Source organism: Enterococcus sp. DIV0840 (genome assembly GCF_050527835.1).
Taxonomy (GTDB): Bacteria; Bacillota; Bacilli; order Lactobacillales; family Enterococcaceae; genus Enterococcus_L; species Enterococcus_L ureasiticus.
Genome location: NZ_CP172876.1, coordinates 1,998,164 through 2,014,152, shown reverse-complemented (window position 1 = coordinate 2,014,152; position 15,989 = coordinate 1,998,164). Strand labels below are relative to the sequence as shown.

Annotated in this window: 17 protein-coding genes; 12 read left to right on the top strand and 5 right to left on the bottom strand. The window is 35.6% G+C overall.

Features of this window, described 5'->3' with window-relative positions; genetic code table 11:
- Positions 1 to 24: 24 nt before the first annotated feature.
- Genes IGL98_RS09615 through IGL98_RS09605 form a run of 3 tightly spaced genes read right to left on the bottom strand, consistent with a single transcriptional unit; the run spans position 25 to position 2,348 of the window.
- Positions 25 to 723, bottom strand: a complete 699-nt coding sequence (locus IGL98_RS09615) for an amino acid ABC transporter permease (protein WP_069644798.1) — start codon at positions 721 to 723, stop codon at positions 25 to 27.
- A gap of 46 nt (positions 724 to 769) precedes the next feature.
- Positions 770 to 1,588 (bottom strand): transporter substrate-binding domain-containing protein, encoded by an 819-nt coding sequence (locus IGL98_RS09610; RefSeq protein ID WP_206845040.1) that lies wholly within the window; start codon positions 1,586 to 1,588, stop codon positions 770 to 772.
- Between the two features lie 31 nt (positions 1,589 to 1,619).
- Positions 1,620 to 2,348, bottom strand: a complete 729-nt coding sequence (locus IGL98_RS09605) for an amino acid ABC transporter ATP-binding protein (protein ID WP_206845037.1) — start codon at positions 2,346 to 2,348, stop codon at positions 1,620 to 1,622.
- Between the two features lie 463 nt (positions 2,349 to 2,811).
- On the opposite strand from IGL98_RS09605, the gene racE reads away from it, so the two are divergent.
- The 8 genes from racE (at position 2,812) to IGL98_RS09565 (ending at position 10,316) form a co-directional block, all read left to right on the top strand.
- Positions 2,812 to 3,651, top strand: coding sequence for a glutamate racemase (gene racE / locus IGL98_RS09600; RefSeq protein ID WP_206845108.1), 840 nt, complete (start codon positions 2,812 to 2,814; stop codon positions 3,649 to 3,651).
- A complete protein-coding gene (gene rph / locus IGL98_RS09595) occupies positions 3,638 to 4,987 on the top strand; it encodes a ribonuclease PH (protein ID WP_242590096.1) in 1,350 nt (449 codons plus the stop codon). The genes racE and rph overlap by 14 nt, the downstream gene beginning before the upstream one ends.
- A 10-nt stretch (positions 4,988 to 4,997) precedes the next feature.
- The gene (locus IGL98_RS09590; protein ID WP_206845034.1) at positions 4,998 to 5,513 is read left to right on the top strand and encodes a metallophosphoesterase; all 516 of its coding nucleotides are present in this window, start codon (positions 4,998 to 5,000) and stop codon (positions 5,511 to 5,513) included.
- 191 nt (positions 5,514 to 5,704) lie between these two features.
- Positions 5,705 to 6,202 carry a cyclic-di-AMP-binding protein CbpB gene (cbpB, locus tag IGL98_RS09585; RefSeq protein WP_206845031.1) on the top strand — a complete coding sequence of 166 codons (498 nt, stop codon included), beginning with the start codon at positions 5,705 to 5,707 and terminating at the stop codon, positions 6,200 to 6,202.
- Between the two features lie 199 nt (positions 6,203 to 6,401).
- The gene (gene dapD / locus IGL98_RS09580; RefSeq protein ID WP_069644792.1) at positions 6,402 to 7,103 is read left to right on the top strand and encodes a 2,3,4,5-tetrahydropyridine-2,6-dicarboxylate N-acetyltransferase; all 702 of its coding nucleotides are present in this window, start codon (positions 6,402 to 6,404) and stop codon (positions 7,101 to 7,103) included.
- Between the two features lie 186 nt (positions 7,104 to 7,289).
- Positions 7,290 to 8,441 (top strand): efflux RND transporter periplasmic adaptor subunit, encoded by a 1,152-nt coding sequence (locus IGL98_RS09575; RefSeq protein ID WP_206845020.1) that lies wholly within the window; start codon positions 7,290 to 7,292, stop codon positions 8,439 to 8,441.
- Complete coding sequence (locus IGL98_RS09570) at positions 8,434 to 9,114, top strand: ABC transporter ATP-binding protein (protein WP_206845018.1); 681 nt, start codon at positions 8,434 to 8,436, stop codon at positions 9,112 to 9,114. The genes IGL98_RS09575 and IGL98_RS09570 overlap by 8 nt, the downstream gene beginning before the upstream one ends.
- A complete protein-coding gene (locus IGL98_RS09565; protein WP_206845014.1) occupies positions 9,111 to 10,316 on the top strand; it encodes an ABC transporter permease in 1,206 nt (401 codons plus the stop codon). The genes IGL98_RS09570 and IGL98_RS09565 overlap by 4 nt, the downstream gene beginning before the upstream one ends.
- A 44-nt stretch (positions 10,317 to 10,360) precedes the next feature.
- On the opposite strand, the gene IGL98_RS09560 is transcribed toward IGL98_RS09565, so the two are convergent.
- Entirely contained in the window at positions 10,361 to 10,825 is a 465-nt protein-coding gene (locus IGL98_RS09560; RefSeq protein ID WP_206845005.1) for a MarR family winged helix-turn-helix transcriptional regulator, read from the bottom strand.
- Between the two features lie 133 nt (positions 10,826 to 10,958).
- Here IGL98_RS09560 and IGL98_RS09555 point away from each other — a divergent pair, with 133 nt between their 5' ends.
- Together IGL98_RS09555 and IGL98_RS09550 are read left to right on the top strand one after the other, a co-directional pair.
- The gene (locus IGL98_RS09555) at positions 10,959 to 11,399 is read left to right on the top strand and encodes a flavodoxin domain-containing protein (protein WP_206845000.1); all 441 of its coding nucleotides are present in this window, start codon (positions 10,959 to 10,961) and stop codon (positions 11,397 to 11,399) included.
- 118 nt (positions 11,400 to 11,517) lie between these two features.
- Positions 11,518 to 12,645: an amidohydrolase gene (locus IGL98_RS09550; RefSeq protein WP_206844997.1), complete on the top strand. Its 1,128-nt coding sequence runs from the start codon at positions 11,518 to 11,520 to the stop codon at positions 12,643 to 12,645.
- A gap of 39 nt (positions 12,646 to 12,684) precedes the next feature.
- Here the strand turns inward: IGL98_RS09550 and IGL98_RS09545 are convergent, their stop codons facing one another.
- The gene (locus IGL98_RS09545; protein WP_206844994.1) at positions 12,685 to 13,617 is read right to left on the bottom strand and encodes a mechanosensitive ion channel family protein; all 933 of its coding nucleotides are present in this window, start codon (positions 13,615 to 13,617) and stop codon (positions 12,685 to 12,687) included.
- A gap of 141 nt (positions 13,618 to 13,758) precedes the next feature.
- Between IGL98_RS09545 and IGL98_RS09540 the strand changes: the two genes are divergently transcribed.
- Positions 13,759 to 14,775, top strand: coding sequence for a branched-chain amino acid aminotransferase (locus IGL98_RS09540; RefSeq protein WP_206911641.1), 1,017 nt, complete (start codon positions 13,759 to 13,761; stop codon positions 14,773 to 14,775).
- A gap of 155 nt (positions 14,776 to 14,930) precedes the next feature.
- Positions 14,931 to 15,959 carry a glucosaminidase domain-containing protein gene (locus IGL98_RS09535; RefSeq protein WP_242590095.1) on the top strand — a complete coding sequence of 343 codons (1,029 nt, stop codon included), beginning with the start codon at positions 14,931 to 14,933 and terminating at the stop codon, positions 15,957 to 15,959.
- Positions 15,960 to 15,989: the final 30 nt, after the last annotated feature.

Here is a 15,989-nt window from a genome sequence, read left to right as displayed (position 1 = left end):
TGAAAAAGACATGTTTGCATCCTCCTATCTGGTATAAGCTTTCTTATTATTTTCTTCAAGTTTTCTAGCTAAATTAGCTAGTGGGAAGCATAGGATAAAGTAAAGTAATCCTGCTACAGTGAAAGCTGGAATATAATTTAAATTGATTGAAGACCAACTATTGGCAGTAAACATCACATCCGCACCCGAGATGATCGCAACCGTTGATGTATTTTTGATTAAATTGACGATTTGATTCGTTAATGGCGGCAGCATGATTCGCCATGCTTGAGGTAAGACGACATAGCGCATTGTTTTTCCATAAGAAAAACCTTGCGAATAAGCCGCCTCAAATTGACCTTTAGGAACGGCTCCAATTCCAGAGCGGACAACTTCAGAAATATAAGCACCATGATAAAGACCAACGCAAATAATGGCGATAGTTGTTGTTGAAAAGGTCAACATGGGACTAATCAAAGGGAATCCATAGTAGACTACAATAAATTGAATCAGCAATGGTGTATTTTGGAAAAACTCTACATAGATCCGACTGATTAAGTTTAATAATTTATTTTGCATAGCGGATAGACTACCGAAAAAAATACCTAGTAGCATTGCAACGATTAGTGAGCCGACTGCCAATAAAATAGTATAGAGGAAAGCATCTCCAAAAAGTCTCCAATCTTTGAATAATGCTTCCCATCGATAGAGTGCAAAAGGTCCTGCATTCGCTATAATGAACATCTAATTCCCTCCCAAATTCTAACAAAGTATATAGAATCGGGAAGTGTTAGTCCAGATTCCACGTTTTGTAAATTTTTTCTAAAGTGCCGTCTTTTTCCCATTTTTCAATCGATTTATTCAACTGATCATTCAGCTCAGTGTTTGCCTTCTTCGTTGCGATTCCATATTCTTGTGGTGAGAAACCATCCTTAAGAATTTCTGTGCTACCATCTACATAACCTGTTAAAATCGATTTATCAACTGAGAAAGCATCGATTCTTTTTGATGTTAGGGCAGTTTTTAATTCAGGATAAGAACCAAGTTCTTGGTATTTAAAAGACACGCCTAGTTCTTTAGCTTGCTTTTCGATAGCTTCTTTTGTAGTCGCTGATTGAACAACACCAATCGTTTTTCCATCTAAGCTGGCAGTGTCAGTAAACTTGTCAGCTTTTCTTACTAAGAAACCAACTTCGTCTTTATAATAAGGGGTTGTGAAGTTGTACGTTTCTTTTCGTTCATCAGTAATTGTAAATGTTGCGATTACCATATCCAATTCACCATTATCCAATAAAGGACCACGAGTTTTGGCCGTTACACCCACAAACTCGACGTTATCTTCACTGCCAGTCAATTCTTTTGCGATCAAGCGGGCGATGTCTGGTTCCATTCCTTCATTTTTATTTGTATCTGGATTCATATAGCCAAAATTTGGGACATCTTCTTTAACACCGACTTTAATGACACCAGCATCTTTGATTTTTTGAAGGTTAGTTGTACTTTTATTGCCAGAATCAGCAGAATTTTTATCATCTCCGCCACAACCTACAATTAAACCGAGTAATAGAGTTAGGGATAATGCGGCTACTAATTTTTTCGTTTTTTTCATTTAAAATTCCTCCTTGTATCTGATTTATTTATTAATTATGAATAATTTTACTTAAGAACTCTTTCGCACGTTCATTTTGAGTGTTGGTGAAGAAATGTTCGGGCGTTCCTGTTTCGATGATCTGACCGTCATCCATAAATATCACCTTGTCTGCGACTTGACGAGCAAAGCCCATTTCGTGCGTCACGCAAATCATTGTAATATTTTGCTTAGATAAATCGACCATAACATCCAATACTTCTTGGATCATTTCTGGATCAAGCGCTGAGGTTGGTTCATCAAAAAGAATGATCTCTGGATGCATATTTAGTGCCCTCGCAATTGCAACACGTTGCTGTTGACCTCCAGAAAGTTGAGCAGGGTAGGCATTTGCTTTATCAGCCAAGCCGACTCTTTCTAAGTATTCCATTCCAGTCTTTGTTGCTTCTTCTTTACTAACACCTTTGACCTTGATAGGGGCTAAAGTAAGATTTTGAATGATTGTTTTATGAGCATATAAGTTAAAACTTTGAAAAACCATTGCTACTTTTTGACGAACTTTTTGAACTGGTGCTTTTGGTTCAGTAATGTCGATACCATCAACGAATATGTGGCCGTCAGTAACTTTTTCTAAACGATTGATACAACGGATCAAAGTGCTCTTACCTGAACCAGAAGGTCCAATAATTACGATTTTTTCTCCTTCGTTGACTTTTAATGAAACATCTTTCAATACATGATGATCCCCAAAATACTTATTTACATGTTCCAACGAAATCATGGTCATTCTCCTTTATGTATAAAATTATCACATCTTTTTGGATGGTTGTTGATTAGTGGGTGAATAAAAAAAAATAAGAAATAAAGAACTAACTTGCACTGCCGTAAACTGAGAATACGAAAAGAGTTATATTGGCTATCTTTATACTGATATATAGGCATCGTAGTCTAAAATGTGGTGTTTACCCATTTCTTTTTTATAAAAATTGTTTTCTTTTAAATTTAATCTATTCGCCATAAATCTATCCATTTGTTAATGTTAGAAATTATAACATATGAAAAATGAGATTGCTAGTTTTTTTTTCAACGGTTCATAAATAAAAACAGTCAAAAAGCTTATGCTAAATGAAAATTTGAGGTATAAAGCATGATATAATAGAAGCTAACGATAATAAAACTTGAAAAAAAGTAGTAAAAAGTAGAGAATAAGAGTGTTGAAAAAATACTGTAAAGGTTTGATTGACTTGAATAATCATGAAGCAATAGGATTTATAGATTCCGGAGTCGGAGGACTTACGGTGGTTAAAGAAGCATTAAGACAATTACCTAACGAACGTTTGATTTATCTTGGAGATACAGCCCGATGTCCATATGGACCCAGACCGGCTGAGCAAGTGATTCAATTTACTTGGGAAATGACAAATTTTCTTTTAGAAAAAAATATCAAAATGTTAGTCATCGCCTGTAATACGGCTACAGCCGTTGCATTAGAAGAAATCAAGGCGAGATTAGATATCCCGGTTGTAGGCGTGATTCTTCCAGGAACAAGAGCTGCATTAAAGGCAACTAAAAATAATCGCATCGGTGTTATCGGTACTGCTGGTACAATCAAAAGTAGAGCTTATGAAGAAGCGTTAAAAAGTAAAGCACCTAATACGTTTGTTTCTAGTTTAGCTTGTCCCAAATTTGTTCCAATCGTTGAAAGTAATGAGTTTCACTCTTCTGTAGCAAAAAAAGTTGTGTCAGAAACGTTAAATCCACTGCAATTGAAGAAATTAGATACCTTGATTTTAGGCTGTACTCATTACCCATTATTGCGTCCTTTGATTCAAAATATAATGGGAAATCATGTGAAATTAATTGATTCAGGTGCTGAAACAGTGAGTGAAGTTAGTATGCTGTTGGATTATTTTGATATAGCCAATACTCCAGAGTATAAAAACGAAGCAAATCAATTTTACACCACGGGTTCTGCAAAAATGTTTAAAGCAATTGCGAATGATTGGTTAGATTTAGAAACAGTCACAGTTGAGCAGACTCGATTATCGAATATCAGTGGAGGGTACAAACATGATCAGACATGACGGAAGGCAAGCAAAAGAATTAAGAAAAATAACAATTGAAACGAATGTTTATAAACATCCGGAAGGGTCAGTAGTGATTTCTTTTGGTGATACTAAAGTAATATGTTCTGCAACTGTGGAAGAAAAGGTTCCACCATTTTTAAGGGGTGAAGGAACAGGTTGGGTGACTGCAGAATATAGTATGCTTCCAAGAGCCACGAATACAAGAAATATCCGTGAAAGCGCTAAGGGAAAACTAACGGGCAGAACAATGGAGATTCAACGTTTGATTGGCCGCTCTTTACGAGCAGTTATTGATTTGAAAAAATTAGGCGAAAGAAGTATCATCGTTGACTGTGATGTGGTTCAAGCAGATGGAGGAACTCGGACAGCCAGTATCACTGGCGCATTTGTTGCTATGAAAATCGCAGTTGATAAAATGCTTAAAAAAGGTGATTTACAAGAAAACCCAATCAAAGAATATCTGGCGGCAGTTAGTGCTGGAATTTTAAACGATGGTCAGTGCGTTCTTGATTTGGATTATGTGGAAGATTCAGCAGCGGCTGTTGATATGAATTTGGTAATGACAGAATCTGGCAATTTTGTTGAGCTTCAAGGAACAGGAGAAGAAGCTACTTTTTCAGGTGACGAGTTAAATTCATTATTATTCTATGGAAAGACTGGTATCGAACATCTGATAGCTTATCAAAAAGAAGCATTAATGAACCAATTATCTGAAAAGGTTTTTCCAGCAGAAGCTAAAACAATCGTTATTGCCACGAGAAATCCAGGGAAGGCAAAAGAGTTCACTAAAATTTTTGCTGAAAAAGGCTATCATGTGAAAACATTATTGGATTATCCCGAACTACCAGATGTCGAGGAAACGGGGAAAACATTTGAAGAAAATGCTCGTTTAAAAGCTGAAACGATTGCTGAAATTTTAAAACAACCTGTTTTAGCGGACGATTCAGGACTAATTGTTGATGCGCTAGATGGCAGACCAGGAATATTTTCGGCCCGTTTTGCTGGTGAACCAACCAATAATGCTGCTAATAATGCTAAATTACTACACGAATTAACAGGAGTGCCGAAAGAAAAACGGACAGCTACATTCCATTGTACCCTTGTTTTTGCCGCGCCTGATAAAGAAAGTTTAGTTGTTGAAGGAGATTGGCTAGGAGAAATCGGCACGATTCCCCGTGGTGATCACGGATTTGGCTATGATCCGTTATTCTTTGTACCAGAAGAACAAAAAACAGCAGCGGAACTTTCAGACGAGCGTAAAAATGAGATCAGTCATAGAGGAAGAGCTGTTGCAAAACTAAGAGATCAATGGGAAAATTGGTTAAAAAACTAGGAGGTTGTACATGAAATATCTAGTAGTAAGTGATAATCATGTTGATCGTGATGTATTAGTTGACTTAGCAGATGAATACCGTGGAAAAGTTGATAAAATGTTTCATTGCGGGGATTCAGAATTAGAACCTGTGGATACATTGTGGAATGATTTTATCGTTGTTAAAGGAAATTGTGACTATGATCCTGAATTTCCCAACTCAATTGTAGAAAAAAATGGAACGGATACTATTTTTATGACTCATGGTCATCTAGCAAATGTCCGCTCTGGTCTGACAACTCTTGCTTTTCAAGCGGCTGAAGCAAAAGCCAACATCGTGTTATTCGGACACACGCATGAAATTGGTTGTGAGGTTCGGGCAAATGTACTTTATTTGAATCCTGGAAGTATTAGCCTGCCTAGAGGACCGATCCAACTTAAATCATATGCGATCATTGAAAGTACAGCAGATCAATTTGTTGTTCAGTATTATGGTCGTGATCACAATCCATATAAAGAATTACATTTTGTCTTTAATAAAAAATAATTTAGATAGCTTTTGCTAGAAATAGTAAGAGCTATTTTTTTCTCAAATAATCGGAATATAAAAGTGAAGAAAATAAGGTCAAACCTTAATTTTTTTTAAGAGTTATGAAAAAAGTTTGAATTAAAAGACATTTGCATCCGTTTTCTGTACAATGATAGTTGTGGCAAAGAAAATGAAATGGAGGCACTCCAATGATTGGAACTGCTGTAAAAGAATTATTATTAGAAAAACAAGAAACTTTTTTAATACCTGCGGAGAACGTCGCAAACGTAATGTGTTTGAATCCGCTAAGTCATGCTTTATTGGTTTTATCCCAAGTGAAATATTCAAAAATCCCCGTTTTAGATAAAGGTGATCGTTTTGTCGGGTTGATCAGTTTATCTGATGTTGTGGATAAAATGTTTGATATCACCTCTGTTGATTTTGATAAATTACAAGACTTTACCGTGGCAGACGTGATGGAAGTCAATGTTCCAGTGATTGGCGAACAATGGGAACTGGAAGATGTTCTTCATTTATTAGTTGATGCAGCATTTCTTCCTGTAGTGGATGATAACCAATGCTTTAAAGGGATCATTACACGCAAAGAATTGTTAAAAGCAATCAATCACATGGCCCATGAATTAGAACGGAAGAATGTCATTTTACCAAAATCCGATGGGGAATCTATAGAAATGAAAGTGATTTGATCAATTAAAATTTAACTATTCACTTTTTTCTGATTTTTTGATAAGCTAAACGATGAAAAGAGGATAAATAACAGCTTGAAAATAATAAAGACTTTGATCTCACCAACTTTTAAAAGTTGAAGGCTTCTCAAATAAGCCGTTGTGTTTCGAAACGAAATATTTTTTGTGTTGACCTCTTAATTTGAAGGGAGTTATTTTGATGGACGCATATGAAATTATCAATTATATTGGGAATGCTGAGAAAAAGACACCAGTTAAAGTCACCTTGAAAGGCAAACTAAAAGAAGTAACCTTTCCTGATAGTATTCAAGCATTTACTAATTGTAAGACAGGGACTTTATTTGGTGAATGGAAAGTAATCAAAGAATTTTTGGAACAAAACAAAGATAGTATAATTGATTATGTAATCGAAAATGACTCACGTAATTCTGCAATTCCTATGCTGGATATTAAAGAAATCAATGCTCGGATCGAACCAGGAGCAACGATTAGAGATCAAGTTGAAATTGGCGATAATGCTGTGATCATGATGGGAGCCGTTATTAATATCGGCGCCGTGATCGGTGAAGGCACAATGATCGATATGGGCGCAATTTTAGGCGGACGTGCAACAGTTGGTAAAAACTGTCATATTGGTGCAGGAACTGTTCTAGCTGGTGTAATCGAGCCACCTAGTGCAGAGCCTGTTGTGATTGAGGACAATGTTTTGATTGGTGCAAATGCTGTTGTTTTAGAAGGGATTCGGGTTGGTGAAGGTGCTGTTGTTGCGGCTGGAGCAATCGTGGTTGACGATGTTGCACCTTATACTGTGGTTGCCGGAGTGCCTGCTAAAAAAATAAAAAATATCGACGCAAAAACCAAAAGTAAAACAAACATGATGGAAGAGTTGCGTAAATTATAATCAGGGAAATCAAGATAATTAATGTTAGAAAAAGGATTAAAACTGCTCTTTAGTTTAGTCCTTTTTTTATTTAGTGTTATATTAAGCTTTCAAATGTGTAAGATAAATGTTCGCCTATTCAATTTTCTGTAAGCTGATTTTTGATTATAATCAGTTATATAAGATAAAGTAGGAGGAACAAGTATTATGAAAAATAAAAAGAAGAAATTAATTATTGGTGGTATTTTAATCGGAGTTTGTGTTGGAAGTTATTTCCTGTTTTTATCACCTTCAAAAGAAGTTAAACTTAGTTACAATGTATTTACTCTAAACCAGCAAGATCCACTTCTCTTGAAAGGCGAAGTAAAAGCCACTCAAACTGAAGATGTTTTCTACGATCAGACAATGGGAACAATTGCCGATATTCCAGTAAAAAATGAACAAGAAGTGAAAAATGGGGACATTGTTCTCAATTATGTAAATAGTGAGGCTCAAAACAGAGCTGATCAGCAACAACGAGCTGTAAATAAAAGCAGTCTATCAGCTCAGCAAGCAGCGCAAAATCTAAGTCGCACACAAGGTCGTTATAATGAAGCACAAGCAAAATTAAATCAGATTAATGCTGACTATGACCGAGAATCAGATCCTGAGAAAAAAGAGGAACTAAAAGGAAAAGCTGAACAACAAAAAGCAGAAGTGACTAGCATCAACAATGAAGTTATTCAAGCCCAACAAGCGTCAGAATTAGCTTATACAGAGGTGAATGATGAATCTGCGGCATTGGAATCAGAACAAGGAAAAGTAACGTCATCGATTAAATCTTCGATGGACGGTGTAGCAATGGTCAATGAAGCTGGAAAGAAATCCTTGGATCAACCTCTAATTCAAGTGTTAAGTAAGACGAAGCAGATTAAAGGAATCGTCACAGAGTATGATCTCAATAAATTAAAGATAGGGCAAGAAGTCAGTGTGACGTCAATTGGTTCTAATCAGACAGCTCAAGGGAAAATCAGCAGCATCAACCAATTGCCCAAATCAAAAAGCGGCAACGATTCAGAAATACCAACGTATGAATTTATCGTAGAGGGAGATTTTCCATGGGCGTATGGCTCTTCTGCACAAGTTTCACTACCACAACCGCAATTAGTATTACCTGACAAATCTGTTTTAAATAAAGATAATAAGACGTTCGTTTTTGTTTATAAAAATGGGCGAGCAGTGAAAACAGATGTTAAGGTCTCAGAGGTGAATGGTGCTAAAAACTTAGAGTCTGGCGTATCGAAAGGAACGAAAATCATTGGAAACCCTGATGATGTATTAAAAGATAATACAGAAGTGCAGGTGATTGAGAATGATTAAACTTGAACAAATCAACAAATTCTACTCTTTAGAAGAAGAAAAACTTCATGTTTTGAAGGACGTTAACTTTGAGATTAAAGAAAAAGAGTTTGTGGCAGTTATGGGGCCATCTGGTTCAGGAAAGTCGACGTTGATCAATCTGATTGGTTTCATTGATAAGAAATTTGAAGGGAAATACTTGTTTGAAGGAAAAGAGATTACGGATTTTTCTGACAAAGAACTTTCTGCTATTCGAAATAAATCCGTTGGGTTTGTTTTTCAAAATTTTAGCCTTATTGAAAATAATACTGTTTTTGAAAATATCGAACTCCCTTTATTATACAACGGTTCGGCTTATACCAATACCAAAGCCAGAGTGCAAGAAGTATTAGAAAAAGTTGGTTTAGGAGATAAAGGGAATAAGTATCCGAAACAACTTTCTGGGGGACAACAACAACGAATAGCGATTGCAAGAGCGATTGTGAACTCGCCTAGATTTATTATTGCCGATGAGCCAACTGGTGCTTTGGATTCAAAAACATCGGATGATATTATGCAACTATTTCAAGATTTGAATAAAGAAGAAGGCGTAACAATCATTTTAGTAACTCATAATCCAGATATGGTCTCTTATTGCGGTCGCTTGATACGTGTTAAAGATGGCGTCATTGTTGAAGAGGAGTTGAGTAAATGAAGAATCTGGTCATTTGGAAGACAGCTTTAAAATCAATTCTAAAAAATAAAAAACGTAGCTTTTTGACGATGTTCGGTATTATTATTGGGATTGCGTCAGTGATTACGATTGTTTCTATTGGTAACGGCTTTAAAAGAGATATGATCGATAAAATGTCGATGACGAATACGAATGAAAATGTTAGTAATATTACGTTTAACTATTATGATTTAGCTAATGGTATTAATGAAAGTGAAGTATTTAAAAAAAGTGACCTTGATTTGATCAAGAATATAAACGGCGTCAGAAAAGTTGACTTTTATAAGCCAAAACAAAAATTGAGTGAACGTCAAATAGAGCTTTACATTCGTGGTAAAAAACTGACTAAAAAAGTAGAACGTGTTGAACAAACAGCTGAAAAATTATTAATAGGCAGACAAATTGTGCCTAAAGATAACGAAACTTTGAATAAAGTCGTTGTAATAGATGAGGTTTTAGCACAAAAGTTATATGGTGATCCTACAAAAGCAGTTGGAAAAGGGTTCGAAGTGAAGAACGAATTATTCACAGTGGTGGGTGTTGTAGCAAGCAGGAGCGGCACCTTATCAATGGAAAATCAAGCGCCACTTGCTTATTTTCCGATAAAAAGTTATGATCATTATTTCAAAAAAGTTGACAGTCAATCCATTTTAAATTTAGAAATTGATGCGGGAGAAAATAAAGAGAGTGTGACCAAAGAGGTCTTAAAACAACTCAACTTTAATGGTAGTTTGAGAAATGTTGGTGAGTATGAAACATACAATCCAAAATCAGATATCGAACAAATGGGTAGCATTTTGGATAATCTTACCTTATTTATTTCAGCTGTAGCAGGGATTTCATTATTTATTGCTGGAGTGGGTGTCATGAATATGATGTATATTTCTGTTTCAGAACGGACAAAAGAAATAGGAATCCGCCGTGCTTTAGGAGCTACAGAAAAAGACATCAGAAAACAATTTTTAACTGAAGGACTGACGCTGACATTGCTTGGTGGTTTGATTGGTTATCTTTTAGGGATGACACTGGGATTAGTTTCATCTATGTTTTTACCTTTTGCAGTGCGACCAGATTTATTTACAATCAGTTTAGCTGTAGGGATTTCAGTATTGATAGGAGTTGTATTTAGCTATATGCCGGCATCCGCAGCATCTAAAAAAGACTTGATCGATATTATGAAATAATACGAAAAAACCGACTAATGATAAAGTTAGTTGGTTTTTTTTAACTATTTAGTTTGTAATTGATCATCCAATACAGAAACAGCTTTTGCTAAAAATTCGTTGATCAATTCCAATTCTTTTTCTGAGTATTCTTGTGCTAATTCTTTCATAGCTGTGTCAAGTGGCCGATAAGCTTGTATTATTTCCTCTCTATCATCGTAGGTAGGGACAATGATTACTCTCCTACGATCATTAGGATCTTTTTCACGACGGGCATAGCCGATTTTTTCTAAGCGGTCGATCAATGCGGTAATTGTTCCCGTAGATAATCCTGTTTTTTCTGCTAATTCCCCAGCAGTAAGTGGTCCTAATTCGTTCAATAAGTCAATTGAAATGTAATCATTTGCTGGGATTCCAAGTGATTGAACGATTGCTTGTTGATGCAAGATGGAGCGTGAGCCAAATCCCCTTAATAAAGTGGTAAGTTGATCTATAAGTACGTTTGTTGTTGAACCTTGATTATTTGACAAATGTTCTCCCTCACTTTATGCTTAATATATCTCGTTTGACGAGATTCTTTTTCATCGAAATATAATTGAATAAATATATCATAGCAAGCTTAATGTTATCTGTAAAGCAAAGAAAGAATTGAGGCTGAAAAGAATGAAAACATTGATCGTATATGGAACGAAATCTGGGGCATCAAAGGAATGCGCAGAAATTTTAGGAGAAAAATTAAGTAATTCTACCATTATTGATATTGATCAAGAGAAACCAGATCTAGATGAATTTACGCATATTATTGTAGGTGCTGGTGTTCGAAATGATAAGATGTATAAACCAATCAGGGACTTTTTGAAAAAAAATCAATCGGATCTACTATCTAAAACCATGGGGTGTTTCTTATGTAATTCCAAACTAAAAACAACGCAAGAGGTGATTATTGCCAGTATTCCAGAAGCAATCAGAGAGCACGCTCTTGAAATTGTTTCTTTTGGCGGCTACAAACCTTCTTGGGTTCCGGTAAGTGAGGAAAACAAGCTAAAAGGAATCGATTTGGATAAAATCAGTACGTTTGCTGAAAATTATTTAAAGCATCTATAAAAGCGATCCGATGCTCGAACTGTTAAATGTTGCAAATTTTCTCTAAACGAAGGATTGACAGAAGACTCTTTTTATTCAACAATAAGATATAGAGAAATAGAAAAGAGGCAGATGAACAGTGATTCAAGAACAGTTAATTGAGATTCGTAGACAGCTGCACCAAATACCAGAAATTGGATTAGAAGAAGAGAAAACCCAAAAATATTTACTTGAAATTATTAAATCGATTGATAAAGAATTTATAGAATACACAACTTGGCGGACTGGAATTTTAGTTTTTGTTCATGGAAAGGCTCCCCAAAAAACAATTGGTTGGCGTGCTGATATTGATGGTCTGCCGATAAAAGAAGAAGTTGTTTCTGATTTTCAGTCTACACACAATGGTTATATGCATGCTTGTGGTCATGATTTTCATATGACGATTGGCTTAGGATTGTTAGAGCAAATGACTTTAGAGCAGCCTATAAACAATTATTTATTTCTTTTTCAGCCAGCAGAAGAAAATGAAGCTGGCGGCATGTTGATGTATGAAGCGGGGGCTTTTGGTTCATGGCTTCCAGATGAATTTTATGGGCTTCATGTAAATTCTGAGCTACCTGTTGGCAAAATCACAACAAAAGTTGGTACACTTTTCGCCGCAACATGTGAAGTTCAAATCACTCTAACAGGTAAAGGAGGTCACGCAGCATTTCCTCATGCTTCAAATGATATGATTGTAGCTGGGATGAGTCTTATACAGCAAGCACAAACAATCGTTAGTCGAAATGTGAATCCCGTTGAAGGTGCAGTAGTCACTTTTGGGACATTCAATGCGGGGACTGCGACGAATGTGATTGCCGGCGAAGCGACGATTTCAGGTACGATTCGAACCTTGACAGAAGAGATGAATCAATTGACACAAATCAGAATCAGAGAAATTGGTGAAGGAATTGCGAAGTCATTCAATTGTGAGGTAGAGGTATTCTTAGATCAAAAAGGGTATGTTCCAGTCATTAATAATAAGGAAAAGACAGAAAATTTTATGACATTTATGGAACATGAATCAGGTGTTTTATTTGAAGAGGCAGATGTGGCTATGACAGGTGAAGATTTTGGCTATTTGTTATCTAAAGTACGAGGAACGATGTTTTGGCTAGGTGTTGATAGTGCCTACGGTCTGCATTCTGCTAAATTTGAACCTAAAGAAGAAGCGATTCCTTTTGCTGTAGAACATATCAGCAACTTTTTGAAGTCATTAGATAAATAAAAAAAACGACGCTAACTTTTTTTTGTTAGCATCGTTTTTTTATTTTATTGTAATTGGCGTATTAGGTATAGTAAAGTGAGCTTCAGATAATTTTTTCACATATTGAGCCAAAAATTCTTCTCTAATCGGTGCTTGTTTTCCGTTTAGTACATACATTGTTGTACGAACTGCAAAATTTCCATTTCCAAGATCGACCATCCCGAAAATCGTAGGTCCTGTTTGGATGCTTTCTGAATACTTCTCTTTCAATTCAAGATTGACTTGCTCGATGATAGCAGTGATTTGATCGTATCCTTCATCTGGCATGATGCGAACATCGATCAAAACTTGCATATTAGAGCGTGAAAGGTTACTTATCGTGGTTATATTTCTATTCGGAATAAAATGAACAGTTCCATCTAAGGCTTTCATTTGTGTCGTTCTAAGGCCAACTGCTGTAACGGTTCCTTCAATGTTAAGAGCAGTCAATCGAATATAGTCACCAACATCCATTTGTTGTTCTAAAATGATAAAAAATCCAGTGATGATATCATTCATGAAACCCTGAGCACCTAAACCAATTGCGACACCCGCAATACCTGCTCCAGCTAGAAGAGAGCCAACTGGGACACCAACAACTGTTAGTAAAGAGTAAATGAAAAAGAAAAATAGTGTATATTGAAAGGCGTTGTTGATCAGGGTATGAAGTGTTTTCAAACGACTTTCACTGAAAGCTTGTTTTTTACTATAATTACCATAAGTTTTATCAATGAGTTTTTTACCGATACGATTCAAAAAAACAAAGAGAAGAATCAGAAATAGGAGATAAATCGTTTTTTCAATCAAAGTAGCGATGATATCATCCCAATTGATTCCATTCCAAAAACGCTGAAGAGCGTTCACTTTATTTTCAGTAACAGCTTTTATATCGAGTGTAGAATCCATTGTACTTTCAACTGTTTTACTTGATATTGTTTGTCCAAGAATAAACAAGGATAGCCCAACTTTCTTTTTTTATCTATGATTACTTTATTATTATACTTGAATTTGAAAAAAGATGTCATTATTTATGTAAAAAGCTTAACAAATTCATTGGAAATATGTTACAATATTCTGAAAATAAGGAGTGAGCGTATGACAATAGATTGGGATAACTTAGGCTTCGATTATATAAAAACACCATTTCGGTACATTTCAACTTGGAAAGATGGCCAATGGGATGAAGGCAAATTAACAGAGGATAATATGTTGCAAATCCACGAAGGATCAGCAGCGCTGCATTATGGTCAGCAATGTTTCGAAGGGTTGAAGGCCTACCGATGTAAAGATGGCTCAATCAATTTATTTCGAGTGGACGAAAATTCCAAGCGTATGAATCGAAGTGCCAGACGTTTGTTGATGGCAGAAGTTCCAGAAGATAAATTTATTCATGCAGTAGAAGAAGTTGTAAAGGCTAATGAAGCCTTGGTGCCACCTTATGGTAGTGGTGCTACTTTATATCTTCGTCCACTTTTGATCGGTGTTGGTGAAGGGATTGGTGTAAAACCAGCTCCTGAATATTTATTTACGGTTTTTTGTATGCCAGTAGGTGCCTACTTTAAAGGCGGGCTGACGCCGACAAACTTTATATTTTCTGATTATGATCGCGCTGCACCTCAAGGAACTGGTGCTATTAAAGTTGGTGGAAACTATGCCGCTAGTTTTTTACCTGGAGAAGAAGCCAAAGAAAAAAGTTTTTCAGATTGTATTTATCTTGATCCAAAAACACATACAAAAATTGAAGAAGTTGGTTCTGCCAATTTCTTTGGGATTACGAAAGATGATCGTTTCATCACGCCATTATCACCATCAATTTTGCCAAGTATCACGAAATATTCGTTGCTTTATCTAGCTGAGCATAACCTTGGTATGGAAGCGGTAGAAGATGATGTTTATATTGATTCGCTGGATCAGTTTAAAGAGGCTGGAGCTTGTGGAACGGCGGCTGTGATTTCACCAATCGGTGGGATTCAGACTTATGATGATTTCCATGTGCTTTATAGTGAAACAGAAGTTGGACCAGTGACACAAAAACTTTATGATGAATTGACAGGGATTCAATTTGGTGATTTACCCGCACCAGATGGCTGGATTAGAAATATAAAAGTATAGAATTCGGAAAAGGAAATGACGAAAAAATTTCGTTGTTTTCTTTTTTTTGCTTTTAATCATGGAGAAAAACAGTGATTTAGCTCTTTTTTAATCAAAAACTAAAATAAATGCGTATTACTATTTTAGGAAGAAGGATTAAGAGAGAGGGGATTCATATGAAAGTAAAGAAGTCGCTTAAGGTAGTAATGGGATTGATATTTAGCGTATTTTTTTCGCCAGTATTTGCAATGACAGAACCACTTGTAGAGCTGGAACTACAAACGGGAGATTTTGAACAAACCAAAGTGTCAGCTGACGCTAATACTGCTAATAAGGAAGATAAATTAGTGACACATGACTCAGCAATTGAACAGAATCAAGATGCATCGAGAATTCAAGAAGACTTTCAGGCTGCTTCCGATTCTGTAAACGATGTATCTGAAAATTTAGAAGAAGAGCCGAAGAAGACTATTCAAGATTTGCCAGAAATTGTAATTAGAAAAAATCAAATAACCGAAGAATTTATTGAAGTAATTAGAGAGTTAGCCGAAAAAATTGCATTTGAATATGATTTATACGCTTCAGTGATGATTGCACAAGCAATTTTAGAATCTGCTTCGGGTAGTAGTAGTTTATCAATTGCACCGAATTATAATTTATTTGGAATCAAAGGAGATTATAAAGGAATGACAGTCGTCATGAAAACACAAGAAGATGATGGAATCGGAAATTTATTTACGATCGATTCAAGATTCCGGAAATACCCTTCTTATAAGGAAGCTTTAGAAGACTATGCTAGTTTGCTAAAAAATGGATTAGTGGAAAATCTTGAATTTTACAAAGGTACTTGGAAGAGTGAGGCAAGAAATTATCAGGAAGTAACGACTTTTTTGACTGGAAGGTACGCAACGGATAGTCGATATGCTGAGAAGTTGAATCAATTGATTAGTGTTTATGAGTTGACTCGTTATGATGAGTATAAGAAAGATAATGTAAAAGAACAATTAGGACTAGATAAAAATACGATTGTTGAAACAATTGTTGTAAAACAAGGTATAAATGTTTTTAACATTAATAAAGTGTGGTCATTAATGTTAAAAGATATGCAGAAAAGACAAGTACAGAAGCAGATAAAACTAATTAAATTATTAGTTGACGTGTTGAGTTATTATGTTTTAGAGATTTTAAAGCTGATTAATGTGTGAAAATGTAAGGATATGTTGAATTTGGCTGTA

Bases quoted from the DNA above. Each gene is read 5' to 3' on its own strand.
- IGL98_RS09615 (WP_069644798.1), bottom strand. From the start codon at position 723: ATGTTCATTATAGCGAATGCAGGACCTTTTGCACTCTATCGATGGGAA.
- IGL98_RS09610 (WP_206845040.1), bottom strand. From the start codon at position 1,588: ATGAAAAAAACGAAAAAATTAGTAGCCGCATTATCCCTAACTCTATTA.
- IGL98_RS09605 (WP_206845037.1), bottom strand. From the start codon at position 2,348: ATGATTTCGTTGGAACATGTAAATAAGTATTTTGGGGATCATCATGTA.
- rph (WP_242590096.1), top strand. From the start codon at position 3,638: ATGATCAGACATGACGGAAGGCAAGCAAAAGAATTAAGAAAAATAACA.
- IGL98_RS09590 (WP_206845034.1), top strand. From the start codon at position 4,998: ATGAAATATCTAGTAGTAAGTGATAATCATGTTGATCGTGATGTATTA.
- cbpB (WP_206845031.1), top strand. From the start codon at position 5,705: ATGATTGGAACTGCTGTAAAAGAATTATTATTAGAAAAACAAGAAACT.
- dapD (WP_069644792.1), top strand. From the start codon at position 6,402: ATGGACGCATATGAAATTATCAATTATATTGGGAATGCTGAGAAAAAG.
- IGL98_RS09575 (WP_206845020.1), top strand. From the start codon at position 7,290: ATGAAAAATAAAAAGAAGAAATTAATTATTGGTGGTATTTTAATCGGA.
- IGL98_RS09570 (WP_206845018.1), top strand. From the start codon at position 8,434: ATGATTAAACTTGAACAAATCAACAAATTCTACTCTTTAGAAGAAGAA.
- IGL98_RS09565 (WP_206845014.1), top strand. From the start codon at position 9,111: ATGAAGAATCTGGTCATTTGGAAGACAGCTTTAAAATCAATTCTAAAA.
- IGL98_RS09555 (WP_206845000.1), top strand. From the start codon at position 10,959: ATGAAAACATTGATCGTATATGGAACGAAATCTGGGGCATCAAAGGAA.
- IGL98_RS09540 (WP_206911641.1), top strand. From the start codon at position 13,759: ATGACAATAGATTGGGATAACTTAGGCTTCGATTATATAAAAACACCA.
- IGL98_RS09535 (WP_242590095.1), top strand. From the start codon at position 14,931: ATGAAAGTAAAGAAGTCGCTTAAGGTAGTAATGGGATTGATATTTAGC.